General features: G+C 53.6%; 17 protein-coding genes. 6 read left to right on the plus strand and 11 right to left on the minus strand.

Annotated elements, in window-relative coordinates; translation table 11 throughout:
• The first annotated feature begins 223 nt into the window (after positions 1-223).
• From ACLTX1_RS03585 to ACLTX1_RS03600, 4 genes are all read left to right on the plus strand, one after another.
• On the plus strand, positions 224-1,111 hold the full coding sequence (locus ACLTX1_RS03585) for a ribokinase (protein ID WP_412330471.1): 888 nt from the start codon (positions 224-226) through the stop codon (positions 1,109-1,111).
• Positions 1,112-1,115: 4 nt separating this feature from the next.
• On the plus strand, positions 1,116-1,700 hold the full coding sequence (locus ACLTX1_RS03590) for a GNAT family N-acetyltransferase (protein ID WP_176819725.1): 585 nt from the start codon (positions 1,116-1,118) through the stop codon (positions 1,698-1,700).
• Positions 1,700-1,870, plus strand: coding sequence for a chorismate--pyruvate lyase (locus tag ACLTX1_RS03595; RefSeq protein ID WP_176819724.1), 171 nt, complete (start codon positions 1,700-1,702; stop codon positions 1,868-1,870). The genes ACLTX1_RS03590 and ACLTX1_RS03595 overlap by 1 nt, the downstream gene beginning before the upstream one ends.
• Positions 1,871-2,066: 196 nt before the next feature.
• Complete coding sequence (locus tag ACLTX1_RS03600) at positions 2,067-3,440, plus strand: MATE family efflux transporter (RefSeq protein WP_412330472.1); 1,374 nt, start codon at positions 2,067-2,069, stop codon at positions 3,438-3,440.
• Positions 3,441-3,510: 70 nt separating this feature from the next.
• Here ACLTX1_RS03600 and ACLTX1_RS03605 read toward each other — a convergent pair whose 3' ends face one another.
• The 4 genes from ACLTX1_RS03605 to ACLTX1_RS03620 form a co-directional block, all read right to left on the minus strand.
• A complete protein-coding gene (locus ACLTX1_RS03605) occupies positions 3,511-4,314 on the minus strand; it encodes a ZIP family metal transporter (RefSeq protein WP_176819722.1) in 804 nt (267 codons plus the stop codon).
• A gap of 85 nt (positions 4,315-4,399) precedes the next feature.
• On the minus strand, positions 4,400-4,879 hold the full coding sequence (locus tag ACLTX1_RS03610) for a DNA-deoxyinosine glycosylase (RefSeq protein ID WP_412330473.1): 480 nt from the start codon (positions 4,877-4,879) through the stop codon (positions 4,400-4,402).
• The gene (locus ACLTX1_RS03615) at positions 4,879-5,580 is read right to left on the minus strand and encodes a hypothetical protein (protein ID WP_395506801.1); all 702 of its coding nucleotides are present in this window, start codon (positions 5,578-5,580) and stop codon (positions 4,879-4,881) included. The genes ACLTX1_RS03610 and ACLTX1_RS03615 overlap by 1 nt, the downstream gene beginning before the upstream one ends.
• Positions 5,577-6,953 carry a MurT ligase domain-containing protein gene (locus ACLTX1_RS03620; RefSeq protein WP_343284603.1) on the minus strand — a complete coding sequence of 459 codons (1,377 nt, stop codon included), beginning with the start codon at positions 6,951-6,953 and terminating at the stop codon, positions 5,577-5,579. Before ACLTX1_RS03620 ends, ACLTX1_RS03615 begins: the two co-directional genes overlap by 4 nt.
• Positions 6,954-7,174: 221 nt before the next feature.
• Here ACLTX1_RS03620 and ACLTX1_RS03625 point away from each other — a divergent pair, with 221 nt between their 5' ends.
• Positions 7,175-7,996, plus strand: a complete 822-nt coding sequence (locus tag ACLTX1_RS03625) for a sugar phosphate isomerase/epimerase (protein ID WP_343284602.1) — start codon at positions 7,175-7,177, stop codon at positions 7,994-7,996.
• A gap of 174 nt (positions 7,997-8,170) precedes the next feature.
• Here the strand turns inward: ACLTX1_RS03625 and ACLTX1_RS03630 are convergent, their stop codons facing one another.
• Complete coding sequence (locus ACLTX1_RS03630; protein ID WP_412264186.1) at positions 8,171-8,311, minus strand: hypothetical protein; 141 nt, start codon at positions 8,309-8,311, stop codon at positions 8,171-8,173.
• Between the two features lie 134 nt (positions 8,312-8,445).
• On the opposite strand from ACLTX1_RS03630, the gene ACLTX1_RS03635 reads away from it, so the two are divergent.
• Positions 8,446-10,011 (plus strand): putative ABC transporter permease, encoded by a 1,566-nt coding sequence (locus ACLTX1_RS03635; protein ID WP_343284601.1) that lies wholly within the window; start codon positions 8,446-8,448, stop codon positions 10,009-10,011.
• Positions 10,012-10,132: 121 nt separating this feature from the next.
• On the opposite strand, the gene galT is transcribed toward ACLTX1_RS03635, so the two are convergent.
• The 6 genes from galT to dusB all read right to left on the minus strand — a co-directional run bounded on the left by galT (position 10,133) and on the right by dusB (position 17,142).
• Positions 10,133-11,626 carry a UDP-glucose--hexose-1-phosphate uridylyltransferase gene (galT, locus tag ACLTX1_RS03640; protein WP_308448598.1) on the minus strand — a complete coding sequence of 498 codons (1,494 nt, stop codon included), beginning with the start codon at positions 11,624-11,626 and terminating at the stop codon, positions 10,133-10,135.
• Between the two features lie 27 nt (positions 11,627-11,653).
• Complete coding sequence (rimI, locus tag ACLTX1_RS03645; protein ID WP_343284600.1) at positions 11,654-12,088, minus strand: ribosomal protein S18-alanine N-acetyltransferase; 435 nt, start codon at positions 12,086-12,088, stop codon at positions 11,654-11,656.
• 9 nt (positions 12,089-12,097) lie between these two features.
• The gene (locus ACLTX1_RS03650; protein WP_308448596.1) at positions 12,098-12,520 is read right to left on the minus strand and encodes a low molecular weight protein arginine phosphatase; all 423 of its coding nucleotides are present in this window, start codon (positions 12,518-12,520) and stop codon (positions 12,098-12,100) included.
• Positions 12,521-12,721: 201 nt separating this feature from the next.
• Positions 12,722-13,537, minus strand: a complete 816-nt coding sequence (locus ACLTX1_RS03655; protein WP_308448595.1) for a putative RNA methyltransferase — start codon at positions 13,535-13,537, stop codon at positions 12,722-12,724.
• Between the two features lie 6 nt (positions 13,538-13,543).
• The gene (gene polA, locus ACLTX1_RS03660) at positions 13,544-16,138 is read right to left on the minus strand and encodes a DNA polymerase I (RefSeq protein ID WP_412330474.1); all 2,595 of its coding nucleotides are present in this window, start codon (positions 16,136-16,138) and stop codon (positions 13,544-13,546) included.
• A gap of 17 nt (positions 16,139-16,155) precedes the next feature.
• Positions 16,156-17,142 (minus strand): tRNA dihydrouridine synthase DusB, encoded by a 987-nt coding sequence (gene dusB, locus ACLTX1_RS03665; RefSeq protein ID WP_176819708.1) that lies wholly within the window; start codon positions 17,140-17,142, stop codon positions 16,156-16,158.
• Positions 17,143-17,325: the final 183 nt, after the last annotated feature.

Raw genomic sequence — 17,325 nt, forward strand, 5'->3', positions numbered from 1 at the left:
CGTTTTGCATGCGCGGGATACGGCAAAAAACGGATTAAAACCTCGGTTTGCTCACTAACCGAAATATTATACCACTTTTCGCGCGTTTTGTGAATATGTTCCGCCTTGGCGAAACCGCTGAAATATTGGGTTTTTGCGTTTTTTCTTTTGTCCTGCTTTCCTTGACGGCGGGCTTTGTTCGTGCTATTCTTGTATTGATTTTGAAACAGAGGAGTGCAAAACCTTGAAGAGGATCTTGAATTTCGGCTCACTCAATACAGACTATGTTTATAAGGTCGACCACATTTTGCAGGGCGGTGAGACCATTCAAAGCGAAAGCCGCACCGTGTTCCCGGGCGGCAAGGGGTTAAACCAGTCCATTGCGCTTGTGCGGGCGGGGCTTTCCGTCTGCCATGCGGGGCTCATCGGCACGGACGGCGAGCACCTGCGCGATTTATTGAACCAAAACGGCGTAGATACCTCCCTCATCGAAATGCGCGATATGCCGGGCGGGCACACCGTCATTCAGGTCAGCCGAGAGGCACAGAACGCCATTCTGCTTTTCGGCGGCTCCAACGGGGCTGTGGATGAAGCATATGCCGACCGCGTGCTTGCGCAATTCGGCGCAGGCGACATTCTTCTGCTGCAAAACGAGATCAGCGCGCTGCCGTATATTCTCGAAAAAGCCCATGCGCGCGGCATGGAGATCTGGCTCAATCCGTCCCCGATGAACGAAAACGTTTTAAAGTGCAATCTGTCGCTCGTTTCCGTGTTCGTTTTGAACGAAGTGGAGGGCGAACAGCTGACCGGCACAAAAATTCCCACCGCTATTTTGGATAAGCTCCTTCAAAAATACCCGCACGCCGCCGCAGTCTTAACGCTCGGCAGTAAAGGCGCGTGGTACGCCAAAGAAGATAAGCGCGCGTTTGCCCCGGCGGAGCTTGTCCGTGCGGTCGATACCACCGCGGCCGGCGATACGTTCACGGGCTATTTCATGCGCGGTATGCTGGATGGGCTTTCGCCGAAAAAATCGCTGATCCTCGCGGCAAAAGCCGCTGCCATTGCGGTCTCGCGCCCCGGTGCCGCACCGTCTATTCCCCTATATGCAGAAGTTACGAACGAAAGGAACTGAAAATATGAGTGATTTCAGAGTTGCAGTACGCAGAACGAACGAGTGGGACGGCCCGTCCATGCTCAAAATTTACACACCCTACGTCGAAAAGACACACTACACGCCTGACACCGAAGTGCCGACGCTCGCCGAATACGTGCAGCGCATCGACACCTATACATACGGCCGTATGTGGATTCTGACGGAGATCAACAACCAGACGGCGGGATTCTGCTTTTTGACCGACCGCGATATTCCGAAAGACGACCTGTTCTCCGCCGACGCACAGCTGTACGTCTCCGAAAAATGTCTGCACAGCGGCGTGGGCACGTCTTTATACAGCCTGATGCTGGACATCATGCACTATGCAAATTACCGCCGCGTTACAGCGCACATCAATCTGCCGAACGATGCCGCCGTGGCATTCCACAAAAAGATGGGTTTTCACGAGGTCTCCGAAACGGACGGTGTTCTTTTAATGGAGCGCGCCATTGAGCCGGAAGACCCGAACGCAAAGCGCTTCACGAAAGCCTACCTCATCTTAGCGCAGGACTACGAGGCCGCGCGTGAGCACGCCGCCACATTTGTTAAAGAAGGTACGGTGGTATAATGGGCCCCTACGAATACGAAGTGGCGAGCATCGACGGCGACTACGCCGTTTTGCGCCGAACGGACAATGACACGCACGATGAAATTCTGGTCGCTCGCGCGCTTTTGCCGGAGGAGATTGACATCGGCACCGCGCTGCACTACGAAATGTTCACCTATTCCATCATTTAACATTCAATTATTGGCAAAAATAGCCAAATATTTTTCCCGTTGATTTGGGTAAACCGTTCATTGAACTCGCGTTGCTTTCTTGGTACAATGATACTTGTAAACTAACACGCAGCGAAGAGGTTCTACAAACGCGGTTTACCCTTATTTTCTACGGAACGGTTTACCTTAATCTTATTTTTTTAGGAGTTGTTGTATCATGTCCAAACCGTCCGGCGCCATCGACATGACGCAGGGCAAACCGATCAACCTGATGCTTCGTTTTGCGCTGCCCATGATGATCGGCAGTATTTTCCAGTCGCTTTATTCCATGGTGGACTCCGCCGTGCTCGGCCGCTTCGTCGGCTCGCACGCGCTGGCCGCCATCGGTGCCACCACGTCCACAACGGGCCTTATCCTGCTGCTTGCAACCGGCGTGACGAGTGCCATTTCCATCGTGCTTTCGCAATACGTCGGCGCAAACGACACCGACCGCGTGCGCAAGGGCATCGTCGCCTCCGGGTGGATCACCCTTTTGCTCGGCGTTGTTCTGGGTCTCATCAGCGTTTTCGCCGCGCGGCCGCTCATGCAGCTTTTAAAAACGCCGGAAGACGTCATTGACATGTCCGTTCTGTATATTCAGATTGTCTGCGGCTGCGGCATCGCACAGTTTGCGTATAACGCCGCGGCATCCATCCTGCGCGCACTCGGCGACAGCAAAACACCGCTGTATTTCCTCATTCTGTGCTCCATTTTGAATGTTATCCTCGACCTCATCAGCGTCATCGGTCTCAACATGGGCGTTGCGGGTGTCGCCGTTGCAACGGTCGGCTCGCAGGCCATCTCCGCCGCCATCTGCATCCTCGTCATGTTCCGCAAATACCCCGATCTGATGCCGAAGCGCCACACCCTGCGCCCGGATATGCCCGTCAGCCTTAAAATATTCGGCATGGGTGCGCAAATGGCTCTGCAAAGCCTGTTCCTTTCCGTCGGCATGATGGTTATTACGCGCGTCATCAACGGCTACGGCTCCAACGTCGTCGCGGCGTTCACCGTCGGCAGCAACGTGCAGAACCTCGCCGTGATGTTGTTCAGCAATTTCTCGTTCGGCTTTTCCGTCTATGTCGGGCAGAACTTCGGCGCGAAAAACGCAGAGCGCATCAAGCTTGGCGTGCGGCAAATCTTCCTTCTTGTCGGCGGTCTGAGCATTTTTGCAGGTGCGCTGACACTCATTTTTTCTGAGCTGCTCGTCTCGCTGTACGTCAAGCCGAACGAGACCGAAGTTATCCAATATTCGCTCGAATTCATCCGCATTCAGGCGTGGTTCTTCCCGTTCCTCGGATGGATCTGGCTTTATAACAGCACCGTCAAGGGCATGGGCAAAATCAACATTTCCATGGTCTCCTCCGTTGTGGAGCTGTGCAGCAAGATCGGTCTCTCGTTGCTTCTGCCCATCTGGATCGGCACCACAGGTATTTGGTTTGCCGCGCCGATCGGCTACATTCTGGGCATCATCCCGCTGCTCATCTACTATTACAGCGGCCGCTGGAAAAAGCTGCTCACCGTCCCCGCCGCAGAACCCGCAAAGGCGTAAAATACAACAAAACGGCAAAAGTCCGAAGCACCTAAACCGTGTTTCGGACTTTTTATTCTATCTTAAAATTTCACCCCAGCATCACGTCCAAAAGCATCATTAGCGCAAAGCCCGTCACAATGCCCATTGTCGCCGCATACGGCTGCGCTTTCTGGTTGCGCTGACACTCGGGGATGAGCTCGTGCACCGCGACTAAAATCATCGCGCCCGCCGCAAAGGACAGCGCAAACGGCAAAACGGCTTCAATGTACACGGCAAGCAAAGCGCCCAAAACGCCCGCAATCGGCTCCACAAAGCCGGAAGCCTGCCCGATGAAAAAGCTCTTCCTTCTGGAGCACCCCTCACGGCGCAAAGGCAGCGAGACCGCCGCGCCTTCGGGGAAATTCTGCAAGCCGATGCCCACGGCCACCGTCACGGCACCCATCAGCGCTTCCGGCGTATAGCCGCCGTTTTTCAGCGCACCGAACGCCACGCCCACAGCGAGCCCTTCCGGGATGTTGTGCAGCGTGATGGAAAGTACCAACAAAATGATGCGGTTCAGCCGTGCGTTTTTCTCGCCCTGCGCCAAAGCGGAGCGCCGCTGCGCGTAGGTCACGCATTTATCGGAACCCCACATGAACAACGCACCGCAGAGAAACCCGAGTGTCGCCACCAAAAACGCAGGCATGCTTCCCGCCGCCTCCGCGCGCTCGATGGCCGGCTGCAAAAGTGACCAAAAGCTCGCCGCAACCATCACCCCGGCGGCGAAGCCGAGCATCAAATTGAGAATTTTGGGGTTCGGCGATTTAAACAGCACCACCGTAGCAGCACCAAGCGCCGTGACGAGCCATGTCCCCAGCGTCGCCAACAACGCATAAAATACAATATCATTCATTTTCAGCCCTCCTAATTTTATTATATGGAGAGAGAAAAAATGAGTGAAAAAAGCACGCGGTTTTTAAAACCGCGTGCTTGCCGCATTAAATTGATCGGATAATCTTCCACGCTTCCGTCAGCCGCTCCAAGCTCCACGCGGCGTTCGCGGGGCTAGTGCTCGGCAGAACCGTTTCCGGCAAGTCGATCTCTTTCGCCAGATAGTTTTGATACAGCTTGTGCGCCATTTGACCGTTTGTACACACATGCGTGATGTTCGCTGTCGATAAAATCACGGAAAGATCATTCGGCACAACGTTTTTGATGCTCGCGTCAGACGAGCCCGTCACGTCGCACGAGGCAATGACGTCCCACAAGGCAACTTTATGCTTTAGCAAAAGCGCCTTCTTTTCGGGGACATCCCCCGGCACCGGTTCACCGAAAACCGCGCTCAAGACGCGCCAAAAGCGGTTTTGGGGGTGCCCGTATAAAAACGCCGCTTTTCTCGACTGCACAGACGGAAACGAGCCCAAAACGAGCACGCGGCCGTTTTCGTCGAACACCGGCGGAATTTCGTGCTGCACCATCAGTGTACCTTCTCGGCAAAATCCTTCTTGCGCTGCTCGTAGGCCTCCATGTTTTCCGCTTCAAACGCAAGCTTCACATCGCCCGCGCCCATCAGGTTCAAAATGTACTTTGTAAACGGCGGATTCAAAACCAAGATCGGCCCCACAAGGTATGTGCCGAAGAAGTTGTTTACGCGGATACCCTCGTATTTCGCCTTTATATTGAGCCCCACACCTTTGTTTTTCACGAACAAGCCGTGCGATTCATCCGGCGTGTAGGCCATCGTGAACTGCGTCTTAAAGCCCATGATGACATTGCCGTCAAATTCGCCCTCAAAGTCGCTGTTGTGGCGGTGCATCATATCGCGCTTTGCGTACAAACGATAAAGCCCAAGGCACTCTACGCGGCTGCCGTCCTCGTTTTCAATGTAATCGCCGAAGATTTCGAGCGCATTGCCCGTGAAAAGGAACACCGTGCCGTCGTCAATGGCTTTTTGGATTTTCTCCTTCAGCGGCATCAACTTGCGGATGACCTGCTCCTGCATACGCTCCGTCATGGGACCCATATACACAAGGTTCATTTTTTCTTCGGTAAAGCGCACATCGTCGCTGAATTTCGTGCGGATAAACTCCGCTTCCGGCAGCGTTTTTTCAAGGTAGACCATGTTGTACGCGTCGCCGAACAGGTTGCAGAATTCCGGGAAAAGGACTTCTATTTTCATTTCGTCTCGCCCTCCTTCTCACGTTCGATCATCTTATCGCGAATGTCATTTGCCAAACGAATGGTGTATACGTCGTACAGAATAAAGACTGTATCCGCTTCTTTCGAGACCGCCGCAGGCGTATCGCTTTCATCGCGCATGTGCACGATCTTCTCCGCCGGCACACCGGCCAGAAGCGTGCGCACATACGTATCGTGGTGGCGCGCACCGGCAATGACGACCTGCACGATGCTCGGGTCATTTAAAAACTCAAAATCGGTGTCGTAGAACCACGCGGTGTTCTCCACGGTGTGGCGCGCATCGAAGTAGTCGTCGAGAAACATCACAACGGACTTTTTGCCCGGCGCGTTACGGATATTTTCAAACGCACGGGAGCACGCAATGGGGTTCTGCCCCTTTGCAAGGTGCAGAATGTACTTTCTGCCGTTCACTTCTTTTTCAGAGTAACGCGTCTCGCTGATGCCCATTTTCTCCATAGAATTGCGGATTTTTTCTTCGGAAAGGCCGAATTCACGCAGCGTCGCAATGGCGGCAAGGGCGTTATAAATATTGATGTTCGTACTGTTCAAAAGCGGGTATTCCGATTTTTTTCCGCCCACCGTCACGTTCATTTTCATGTCTTTCGTATCGATGTCCGTTGCAAGGTAGTCGATGTCCGGCGAGCGGTAGCCGCAGGCTTCGCAGTGCACACGGCCGATATGATGGTAGCGCACAATGTCGTGCACAAGCGGACCGTGGCATTTTGGGCAGGCAGGCACATCATTTACGATATTGTCGCATTCCTTTTTGTCCGTGTCAAGGTGGTCGATGCCGAAATATACGCGGTCGTTTTCGGGCTTAATGGAACTGCAAAGCGGGTCGTCGCCGTTCAAAACGAGCTTTGTGTTCTTTGGAATTTCCTTATTCAGAATGTCGAGGATAAACTCCGCGTGCGCGTTGCGCTTATAAGAATCACGGAAAATATTCGTGCACAGCACAATGTCCGGCTGCATGTAGGGGTAAATGTTCGGCGCAGAGCGCTCATCAAGCTCAAACACCGCAAGGTCACACTTCGGCTTGCCGAAAAAGTGACTGTTCGCAATGAGCGTAGATGCCACGCCGGTCGCGACATTCGTGCCGGAGCGGTTGCACATGAACTCGATGCCGTTATCCTCCAAAACATCCTCGATCATGTTCGAGACAGTCGTTTTGCCGTTCGTGCCCGTAATGCCGATGATCTTCTTCGGTTTCGGCATGCGCCCGATAAAATCCGGGCACAGAATAATGGCCCAAGAGCCCGGCATGGACGTGCCCTTTCGCCCGATGAGCTTTAAAACCAGCGCCGTACCGCGGGCAAACATCAGCGCAAAATAAAAGCGTAAATTTCGTTTCATTTTCTTCATTCCTTAAATTTGAATTTTCCGTTTATCGATACGCATGATTATACTACTTTTAGACGTGAACTGCAAGATGAACTGCAAGATAACGCCGTTTTGAATTGTTTCGGCTCTGAAATTGCGAATATTTAGGAATTTTTCATAATCACGGATTGATTTTTCACAAAAAAGACTGTATGATAAAGAAAAGCAATCCATTAATTTAGGAGGAGTTCACCATGAAAACTTTACCCGTAGCGGTACAGGTTTATTCTGTCCGCGATGACGCTGAGCGCGATTTTAAGGGCACCATGCAGAAAATCAAGGACATGGGCTATGACGGCGTTGAGCTTGCAGGCCTTTATGGCATGAAGCCGGCGGAAGTCAAGGCGATTTTGGAAGAAGTGGGCCTCGTTCCGCTTTCCGCACACGTTCCGTTCCAGGAGCTCGAAGCCGACATCGAAGGCACGGTCGCACAGTATAAGGAGATCGGCATGCAGTACATTGCCATCCCGTATCTGATGGAAGAAGATCGTCCGGGCACCGAGAAGTTCCTCAAGAACATTGAGACCTTCAAGAAGATCGGCGAAGCCTGCAAGAAAGTCGGCATCACGCTGCTTTACCACAACCACGATTTCGAGTTTGTAAAGATGCCGAACGGTCAGTATGCACTCGATTATATCTATACCGAGATTCCCGCTGACCTGCTCCAGACCGAGCTTGATATCTGCTGGGTCAAGGTCGCCGGCGAAGAGCCGGTCGATTACATCAAGAAGTACGCCGGCCGCGCACCGGTCGTCCACCTCAAGGACTTCTACAAGGAAGGTAAGCCGGCCAACATGTACGAGCTCATCGGCATTGAGACCGAGAAGAAGAAAGAAACCGGCAAGTTCGAGTTCCGTCCGGTCGGCCACGGCATGCAGAACATTCCGCCGGTGCTCGATGCAGCACTGGAAGCCGGCTCCAAGTGGGTCGTTGTCGAGCAGGATCAGTCTTATGACACCCCCGCTCTCGAAGCCGTGAAGATGAGCCGCGATTACCTCAAGGGCCTCGGCTGGTAATTTTGCTCTAAGTAAGACATAAGAATACATATTTTCAAGGCGTACTTTCTCTCCGAAAGTGCGCCTTCATTATATTCGCCTGTCGGCGAATGCTATAGTCCTTCGGACAATAAAAAGAAAAACGGCTCCCGGCGCATGAAAGCACCGTGGAGCCGCGTATGTATAAGCGAGATATTATGCGCCCTTCTTTTCCTCTTCGTCTTCCGGCGGAAGCACGGATGCGCAGTGCGGGCATTTCGTCGCGCCGATCTTCACGTCATCCATCAGGCAGTATGGGCAGGTTTTCGTGGTAGGAGCCGTTTGTTTTCCCCTCAAAATTTCCGATATTGCTGCGGTTTTCGACAGTTTTTTCTTGCAGAAGTATTGTTGAAAACCGTGAAATATGCTATACTGTTTTATACTTTTCCGAGATATACATAGGACGCTCGATGGTTTAAGGAGATGCACGCATGGCATATAAGATCTGGCTTTTTCTGTGGTACTTTGTGCTTGCTTCCTTCTGCGGCTGGGTCGCAGAGGTGGGGTACATCGGCATGGTATACCGAAAATTCAAAAACCCCGGCATGCTGAACGGCCCGTACTGCCCGCAGTACGGCCTGATGATTGCGCTGCCGTGGGCGGCATTGACGGCGCTGCATTGGCAGACGTCGTTTGTTGCCACGCTGTTTTTCTGCCTGATTTCAAGCTTTCTTGTGGAATTCACGTTCGCGTGGCTGCTGCGCAAAACAACGCACATCCGCCTGCGTGATTACTCCAAATTCAAGTGGAATATCAAGGGCTACGTTTCCGTGCCCGTCGCCACCGTGCGCGGCGTGTGCTTCTCGTTCATTGTGGTGTTCATCGTGCCGGTACTCACGTCACTTCTGCACTACGTCAACCGCACCGTCGGCTGGGTCATCCTCTATGCCGTCCTCGGCATCATGCTGCTCGACATCATCATCACGTCCATCACCGTGCAGCGCTTGAATCACCAGTTTAAACGCTTATCCGAACTCGGAGACCGCGTGCGCGAGGCGAGAAACGCCCTCGGCAATGCCGTCACCGGCGGCGCCATCGGCGCAGCGGAGGCCATCGATGACCTCGACCTGCAAAAGAAGCTTCAGGAAGCACAGAAGACCGCCGACGAAAACTACACAGCACTCCTCAACAAATCGAACTTCTTAAAGCGCCGCTTCATGAGCGCCTCGCCGGATATGACGAACGAGCAGTACGAAAAGGAATTAAAAGCGTACCGCATCACGACGGAAGAGCGCAAAAAGCGCTCCGCCGAACGCTGGAAGCGCAACCGCTATGAATATGAAGCTACATTCGAAAACCCGGAAGACCGCCCGTTTGCGTTCGGCATGAACTTCACAAAACTCTTCTGGATCTTCTTCATCGGCTGCCTTGCCGGTTTTGTGCTTGAAGAATGCTGGGCGTTCTTCATCGCGCACCAGATTGAGTTGCGTGTAGGCCTTGTGTACGGCCCATTCCAACCCATTTACGGCGGCGGCGCAGCCATCATCACGCTGTGCCTGTATAAGCTCTACAAGCAGGACGACATCGTCATTTTTGTTGCCAGCGGCATCATCGGTGCGGCGTTCGAGTATCTGTGCAGTTGGGGACAGGAGATGCTGTTCGGCACCGTTTCGTGGGATTACAGCGGCACACCGTTCAACATTGACGGCCGCACAAACTTGATGTTCGCGCTCATCTGGGGCACGCTCGGCCTTATCTGGATCAAAGAAATTTACCCCGCCATGTCGCGCATGATCGAAAAAATCCCGAAGCGCCCGGGCGCTATCCTCACCATTTTGCTCGTTGCGTTCATGCTGTTTGACGGGCTCATCTCCTGCGCCGCGCTGACCCGCGCCAACGAGCGCGCCGAGGGCATCCCCGCCACAAGCTCGTTCCAAATGTTCCTCGATAAGCACTTGGATGACAACTACCTCGCACTCGTCTACCCGAACATGCAGAAGGTCAACGAAGACGGCACGAAAAGCGAACCGCTGAAAGACACGGTAAAGAACACGTAAACGCAATCCGTCCATACTGCGGCAAAGAAATTTGAAGCTGTTTCATCACGAATTAAAAAGAATCCACCGTATCGCTTTCACACATACGGTGGATTCCTTATTTTATCGTATTATTTTCGATTCAGCGTACGCTTTCTACAAACGTTCTGAACGCTTTTCTGCCCTCTGCCGTGCATTTGTAGACGCCTGCGTTCTCCAGCACCTTTACAAACACCTTTCCCACTTCCTGCTGCAAGATGTGCTCGGCATTCGCTTCGTTCATTTCCGGGTGGTCGCGCTTCACCTGCGCTGCCCACTCCGCGTGCTTTGCGATGCTCTCCACGCTTGAAACATCGCCGTTTTTCAGCATCACGTCTTTCAGGGTCTTCAGCTCGTCTTTCAGTCTGGACGGCAAAACCGCGAGGCCCATAACTTCAATGAGGCCGATGTTCTCTTTCTTGATGTGATGATATTCGTCGTGCGGGTGGTATACGCCGAGCGGATACTTTTCCGTCGTAATATTGTTGCGCAGCGCAAGGTCAAGCTCGTATACGCCGTCCACACAGCGCGCAATCGGCGTGATGGTGTTGTGCGGCTCGCCGTCCGTCTCCGCAAAAATGAACGCATCCTCGTCCGTGTAGCTTCTCCACGCTTTCAATACATGGTCGGCCGCGTCAATCAGGCGATCCGGGTTTTTATGGCGCAAACGCAAAACAGATACCGGCCAGTTCAAAATGCCCGCTTCCACATCTTCAAAGCCGTGCAGCGTGCAGTGCTCCTCCATGTTCGCGCGCGCCATCGCGAACGTATAGTGGCCGCCCTGGTAGTGGTCGTGTGTCAAAATGGAACCGCCAACGATGGGCAAATCGGCATTAGAGCCGAGGAAATAGTGCGGAAACTGCTCCACAAAATCAAACAGCTTGCGGAACGTGCTCTTGTCAATCTGCATCGGCACATGCTCGCCGCAGAACACAATGCAGTGCTCATTGTAGTACACATACGGAGAATACTGCAAAAACCAATCCGCATGGTTCACCGTGATCGGGATTGCGCGGTGGTTCTGTCTTGCCGGGTGGTTCATGCGGCCCGCATAACCGATATTCTCCTTGCACAGCATACAGGCAGGATAACCAGAAGCCTTCATTTTCTTTGCCGCAGCAATAGCCTTCGGATCTTTTTCCGGCTTTGAAAGGTTGATGGTAATATCAATCGCACCGAAACGCGGGTCGTTATACACCCACTTTAAATCGCGCGCCACACGGTCGCGGCGGATATAATTGCAGTCGCCGCAAAGCTTATAGAACCAGTCCGTCGCCTTTTCCGGGGATTCCTTGTAAAGTGCACGAAACGTGCGGTTCACATCGGACGGGCGCGGTGTCAAAAGGCCCATCAGTTTCGTGTCAAATAAATCGCGGGACGTCGCACCGTCCTCGATGATGCCGCGCTTTACGGCTTCGTCGCAAAGACCGTCCAGCAAAAGTGCCAGGTTTTCGCTCTGCTCCGCTTCCTCATCCGCGTAATCCTCTTCACAAAGCGCCTCCAATAAACGGTTGCGCGTGTAAATCGTGTCTTCCGCTTCGATGAGCCCCGTGCGCACGCCGTATTCGACAAGCGCCTTGATTTTTCCGAAAAGCATACTTTTTACCCCCGTATAGCTAAAAATTCAGAAGGAGAGCGTAAAAATCAGCGCATCCTCTCTTGGTTCTGTATAAAAATTGCGGCGCACACCCGCTTCCGTAAAGCCGAGCGAACGGTACATCGCAATGGCCGGCAGGTTTGATGTCCGCACCTCCAGCGTGATGAAAACGCCGCCGTTTTCCCGCGCTTTTTCGATCAGCGCCGCCATGAGCGTTCTGCCCACATCGTGGCCGCGAAACTCCGGGAACACCGCAATATTATCCACATAGCTTTCGCCGAGCACCGTGTGCATGCCGCCGTAGCCGAGCACCTCATCTTGCTGCATCGCCACCAAAAAGCACGCGGCAGGATTATCAATCTCCTCCGTCAGGCTTTTTTCGCTCCACGGTTCCGAAAAGCAAAGCTTTTCAAGCTCCGCAAGGCGCGAAACGTGCTCCGCCGTCATCGAAACAATCTGCATAAACGCTCCTTAAAAACCGAGATGCTGCTCAAACGTCTGCAATTCCTCGCAGATCTTGTCGCGGCACTTGCGGTAGGTATTTAGGTCCCCGCCGTAGGGATCGTCAATGTAATGCGGCACGTAAATCTTCTCCGCCGGCACACCCGCCTGCATCAAAATGTACGCATGGGTTTTCGACATCGTGAAATAAACGTCCCACACATCGATTTCTTCCGGCGTAAAGCGGCGCGCAATGTGACCGCTAATGTCCACGCCGATCTCTTTGCAGACCAGCACCGCATTTTCACTGGGGTGCTGCCCGTCCAGCGCGGAAAGGCCGGCGCTTTGGCACATGATATTCTCAAAGCCGCGCTGCTCCATTTCGTGGCGGAAAATGCCCTCCGCCATTGGGCTTCTGCACGTGTTTCCGGTGCAGACAAACAAAATTTTCATCTTTATTATAAACCTCGAATACTTCTATAATCGGTCGTATTTCGTCTTCCAAAATGAAAACGCTCCCGAACGACCGCTACCTATCATAGCACAGTTCGGGAGAGAATTCTACTAAGTATTCTTTAATTTTCAATGAATGACAACAAAACAACAATAATAAACAACATTGTGCCGCACAAAGCTGCTGAAAGGCGCACCCGCCTACTTCTTCCTGTAAACCAGAAAGTCAAATTTAATCTCGGTCTCGAGCACATCGAGCGCGCGCAGACGCTCTCCGCCCTCTACGTCCGTCTTCCAGTAGTACGGCGTCATGGAGAACAGCGCTTCAATGCTCTCCTGCCCGTTCACCGTGATAAACTTTTGCACACACGCACGGCCGAGGTATTCAAACCCGTCGTAGGCCGTGTCGTGCTCTTCGTTCTCATACGGCTCTTTGTATAAAACCTCTTTCATGCCGTACAGATGTCGCGCACCCGGCACCGCAAGGATCATCACGCCGCCCGGCTTCAGTACCCTAAAAAACTCCTCCGGCACAATAGGCGCAAAAACGTCCGTCAGCACATCTGCACTGTTTTCCGCACACGGCAAGTGAAATAAACTCGCCACCGCGAAATCGATGCCCTTATATTTGCCCGCAGCCGCTTTCACCGCGAATTTCGAGATGTCCACGCCGGAAACCGAACCGTTTTTCGCTTTGGCTTTTTCATATAAAGCCGAAGTGTAAAAGCCCTCGCCGCAGCCTGCGTCCAAAACAACGCCGTTCTCGGGCAGATATTTGTCCGTCAGCTCCGCCAGTTTGTCACGGAACGCATCGTAGTAGCCGCCGCTCAAAAACACGCGGCGCGCGTCCACCATCTGCTTTGTGTCGCCGGGAATCTTCGCGTGCATCTGCTTTACGGGCAGAAGATGCACATACCCCTGGCGCGCAATATCATAAGAATGTCCGTTTGCGCAGCGCAGCGCGCGGTCTTCTCTTTCCAACGCGCTGCCGCATGCGGGACAGCAAAATATCATCATAAACCCTTAGCCCTTCGCCTGATACCAGCTCTTACCGCTTCCGGCCTCTGCCAGCATCGGCACGCTCAGCTGCACCGCGTTTGCCATTTCTTCTTCCAGAATTTTCTTCACCGTGTCGCTTTCCGCTTCCGGGCACTCCACAATGAGTTCGTCATGCACTTGCAAAATCAGCTTTGCATCGAGCTTTTCGGCTTTCAAACGGTTGCGCACGTGCACCATCGCAATCTTGATGATGTCCGCCGCCGTGCCCTGAATCGGCATGTTGCGCGCCACACGTTCACCGAACGCACGCATGTTGAAATTGGAGCTTGCAAGCTCCGGCAGATAGCGTCTGCGGCCGAACAGCGTCTCCACATAGCCGTTTTTCTTCGCTTCCTCCACCACGCGTTCCATATAGTCTGCAACGCCCTTATAATTGCGCAGGTAATCGTGAATGTAGTCCTCGGCCTCGCGGCGGGAAACACCGATATCCTTTGAAAGCGAGAACGCGCCGATGCCGTACACAATGCCGAAATTGACCGCTTTCGCACGGCTGCGCATCTGCGGGGTCACAAGGTCTTCGGGCATATCGAACACACGCGCCGCCGTCATAGTGTGGATATCGCGCCCAAGTCGGAAATCCTCCTGCATCTGCGTGTCGTTTGCCACGTGCGCCAATACGCGCAGTTCAATCTGCGAATAGTCGGCGTCCACAAGCACATTTCCCTCTTTTGCGATGAAGAACCGGCGGAATTCACGCCCAAGCGGCGTGCGCACCGGGATGTTCTGCAAATTCGGCTCAGTCGAGGAAATACGCCCCGTGCGCGTTTCAGTCTGGTTGAAGCTCGAGTGAATGCGCCCGTCCGCCGTGATGGCTTTCAGCAAGCCCTCGCAGTACGTGGAACGCAGCTTCGTCAGCGTGCGGTAGCGCAAAACCTTATCGACCGCCGGGTGCACACCGCGCAGACCCTCCAGCACATCTGCGTTTGTGGAGTATCCCTTTTTCGTCTTTTTGCCGTGCGGCAGTCCGAGCTTTACGAACAGCGCTTCGCCCAGCTGCACCGGGGAGTTGATGTTGAATTCGTACCCCACGTCTTCATAAATTTCTTTCTGCAGCGCGTCCACCTGCTCAGAAAGCACCTCGCCGTAGGTTTTTATGGCCTCGCGGTCAACAAGGAAGCCGCTTTCCTCCATCTCGCCCAAAACCAAAGCAAGCGGAATTTCAATGTTCTCCAATAATTCGTGCTGGCCGTTTTCGTCGATGCCCTTTTGCAGCGCCGCACAAACAGCGGGCAGCACAGCCGCCGCCTGCACGTTCGCGTCCTCATATGCGGGCACGGCAATGCCCCATTCCGCCGCCAAACGCAGCACACCGTAATCGGAGCCTGAGGGGTTCAAAAGATACGCCGCAAGCTCCGTGTCCATCACGGCGTTTTCAAGGGAAGTCCTCAAATGCAGCGCCGTGCGGTGCAGCTTTTTCAGCGCAAACGTGTACTTTTTCGTCACCTTACTGCCGAGGAACGCCTTCAAAAACGCGTCGTCCGCATCCACGACCGCAATCGCCGGCTTGCCCGCGTCGAACTTACCGTTAAACACAAGCTGCTTTAATTCGTCGTTTTCAAATACCGGCACAAAGTACGCCGCCCCCTCGTCCTCACACTGGCCGAGCACCGCTGCGCCGTCTTTATAATTCTTCACGGGCAGCAAAACCGCTTCTTCGGCCTGTGTGCTGTTCGCCGTCGGCGCCGCGCCGGGAGTCAGGTGCAGGCGTTCCATCAGCTTAAAAAGCTCTAAACGCGTCATGATCTGCGCTGCGGCTGCGGGGTCGCCCTCGCCGGGAATATAATGCGCAAGCTCCGTATCGATCGGCGCATTGCGGCGGATGGTGCCGAGGTCGTAGCTCAAAAACGCGTTGTCTTTGGAATTGATCAGCTTCGTTCTCATGCCGGGCTTGATGTCCAGCTCATCTAAATTGTCGTAAATATACTGCAAAGAGCCGAACTTGCGGATCAGCTCGCCCGCACCCTTTTCGCCGATGCCCGCAACGCCCGGAATATTATCCGAGGTATCACCCTGAATGGCCTTGATGTCGATGAGCTGCTTCGGTTCCACGCCGTACGTCTCTTTGATATACGCCTCATCACACAGCGTCACGGCAGACTGACCGAATTTCGTCGTTGCAAGGCGCACCGTCGTTTTCGGCGAGACAAGCTGCAGGCTGTCCCGGTCGCCGGTCGCAATCATGCACGTATTGTCCGTGTTTTCGCACGTTTCCGCAAATGTGCCGAGAATATCGTCTGCTTCCCAGCCCTCGCACGTCACGATTTTATAGCCGAGGTCGCCGAGCAGCTCCTTTAAGACCGGCATCTGTGCCGCAAGCTCCGGCGGCATGCCCTTGCGCTGCGCCTTATAACCCGCATAGGCCTTGTGGCGGAATGTCGGCGCTTTCATATCGAATGCGATGGCCACCGCGTCCGGCTCCGTTTCGTCCTTCACTTTTTCCAGAATATTCAAAAATCCGACAATACCGTTTGTAAACTCGCCGCTTTTCGTTGTCAGCAGCTTAATGCCGTAAAACGCGCGGTTTAAAATGCTGTTGCCGTCCAGTACCAAAAGCTTCACGCTGATCTTCCTTTCCGTTACGGGTCAAAAGACACGTCTTTGTTTTCTATATACACTTTCTCGAGCAATTTATCGAGGTCGCTGAGCGTTTCCAGCTCGCCCGCCATGCGCCGGAATTCCGCCGCACCGCGCAGACCGTGCATGTACCACGCCACATGCTTTCTCGCTTCGCGCATGCCGCGCCCCTCTCCCTTTGCGGCGCACAGCGCATCCATATGCTTTTTAATGACCACAATGCGCTCCGCAAGCGTCGGCGGCGGCATAATGCGCAGACCACTGCTGAAATAGCCGTTGATCTCCCTGAAGATCCATGGATTGCCGAGCGCCCCGCGCCCGATCATCACCATGTCGCACCCGGTCTCGTTCATCATGCGCACGGCGTCCTGCACGCATTTTACGTCGCCGTTGCCGATGACGGGCACCTTCACGGCTTCCTTCACCTGACGGATAATATCCCAGTCCGCCGGCGGCTCATACATCTGTGTGCGCGTTCTGCCATGCACGCAAATGGCGTCCACGCCCGCATCTTCGCAATATTTTGCGACCTCCACTGCGTTCACGCTGTTTTCGTCCCAGCCCTTACGAATTTTCACCGTCACGGGCAGGTCGACCGCATTTTTCACGGCACGGACAATGTCCCCACACAGCGGCGGCTTTTTCATTAGGGCGCTGCCGCAGTTATTGCCCGCAATTTTCGGCACAGGGCAACCCATATTGATATCAATAACATCCGGCCCGGCCGCTGCGGCGCGCTTTGCGGCAGATGCAAAGATGAGCGGGTCGTCGCCGAACATCTGGATCGCGACGGGGTGTTCCTTTTCGCCGAGCGTGATAAGCTCCTGCGTTTTTTTATAGTTATACTGCAGCGCTCTCGTCGAGACCATTTCCGTCACGCAGTACGCTGCGCCGAACGAGCAGCAAAGCTCGCGGAACGGCCGATCGGTCGCGCCCGCCATCGGAGCCAGCGCCGCCACACCGTTCAAAGTCAGATTTCCGATTTTCATTTTTATATCCTTCTGATTTTTCTGTATTTTTAATTTTACTTATATTATAATACCGAACTGCCCCGCACATTTCAATAAAAATTCCTTAAAAATTAGAATTTGCCTTTAATCTACCCTTTATTTGTGTTATACTGAGCTTAAATATAGATGCGGGGAATCTCTCTTTTAAAAAGGCGTTACACG

The sequence above is a fragment of the Hominenteromicrobium sp. genome, from assembly GCF_046974225.1.
GTDB classification, from domain to species: domain Bacteria; phylum Bacillota; class Clostridia; order Oscillospirales; family Acutalibacteraceae; genus Hominenteromicrobium; species Hominenteromicrobium mulieris.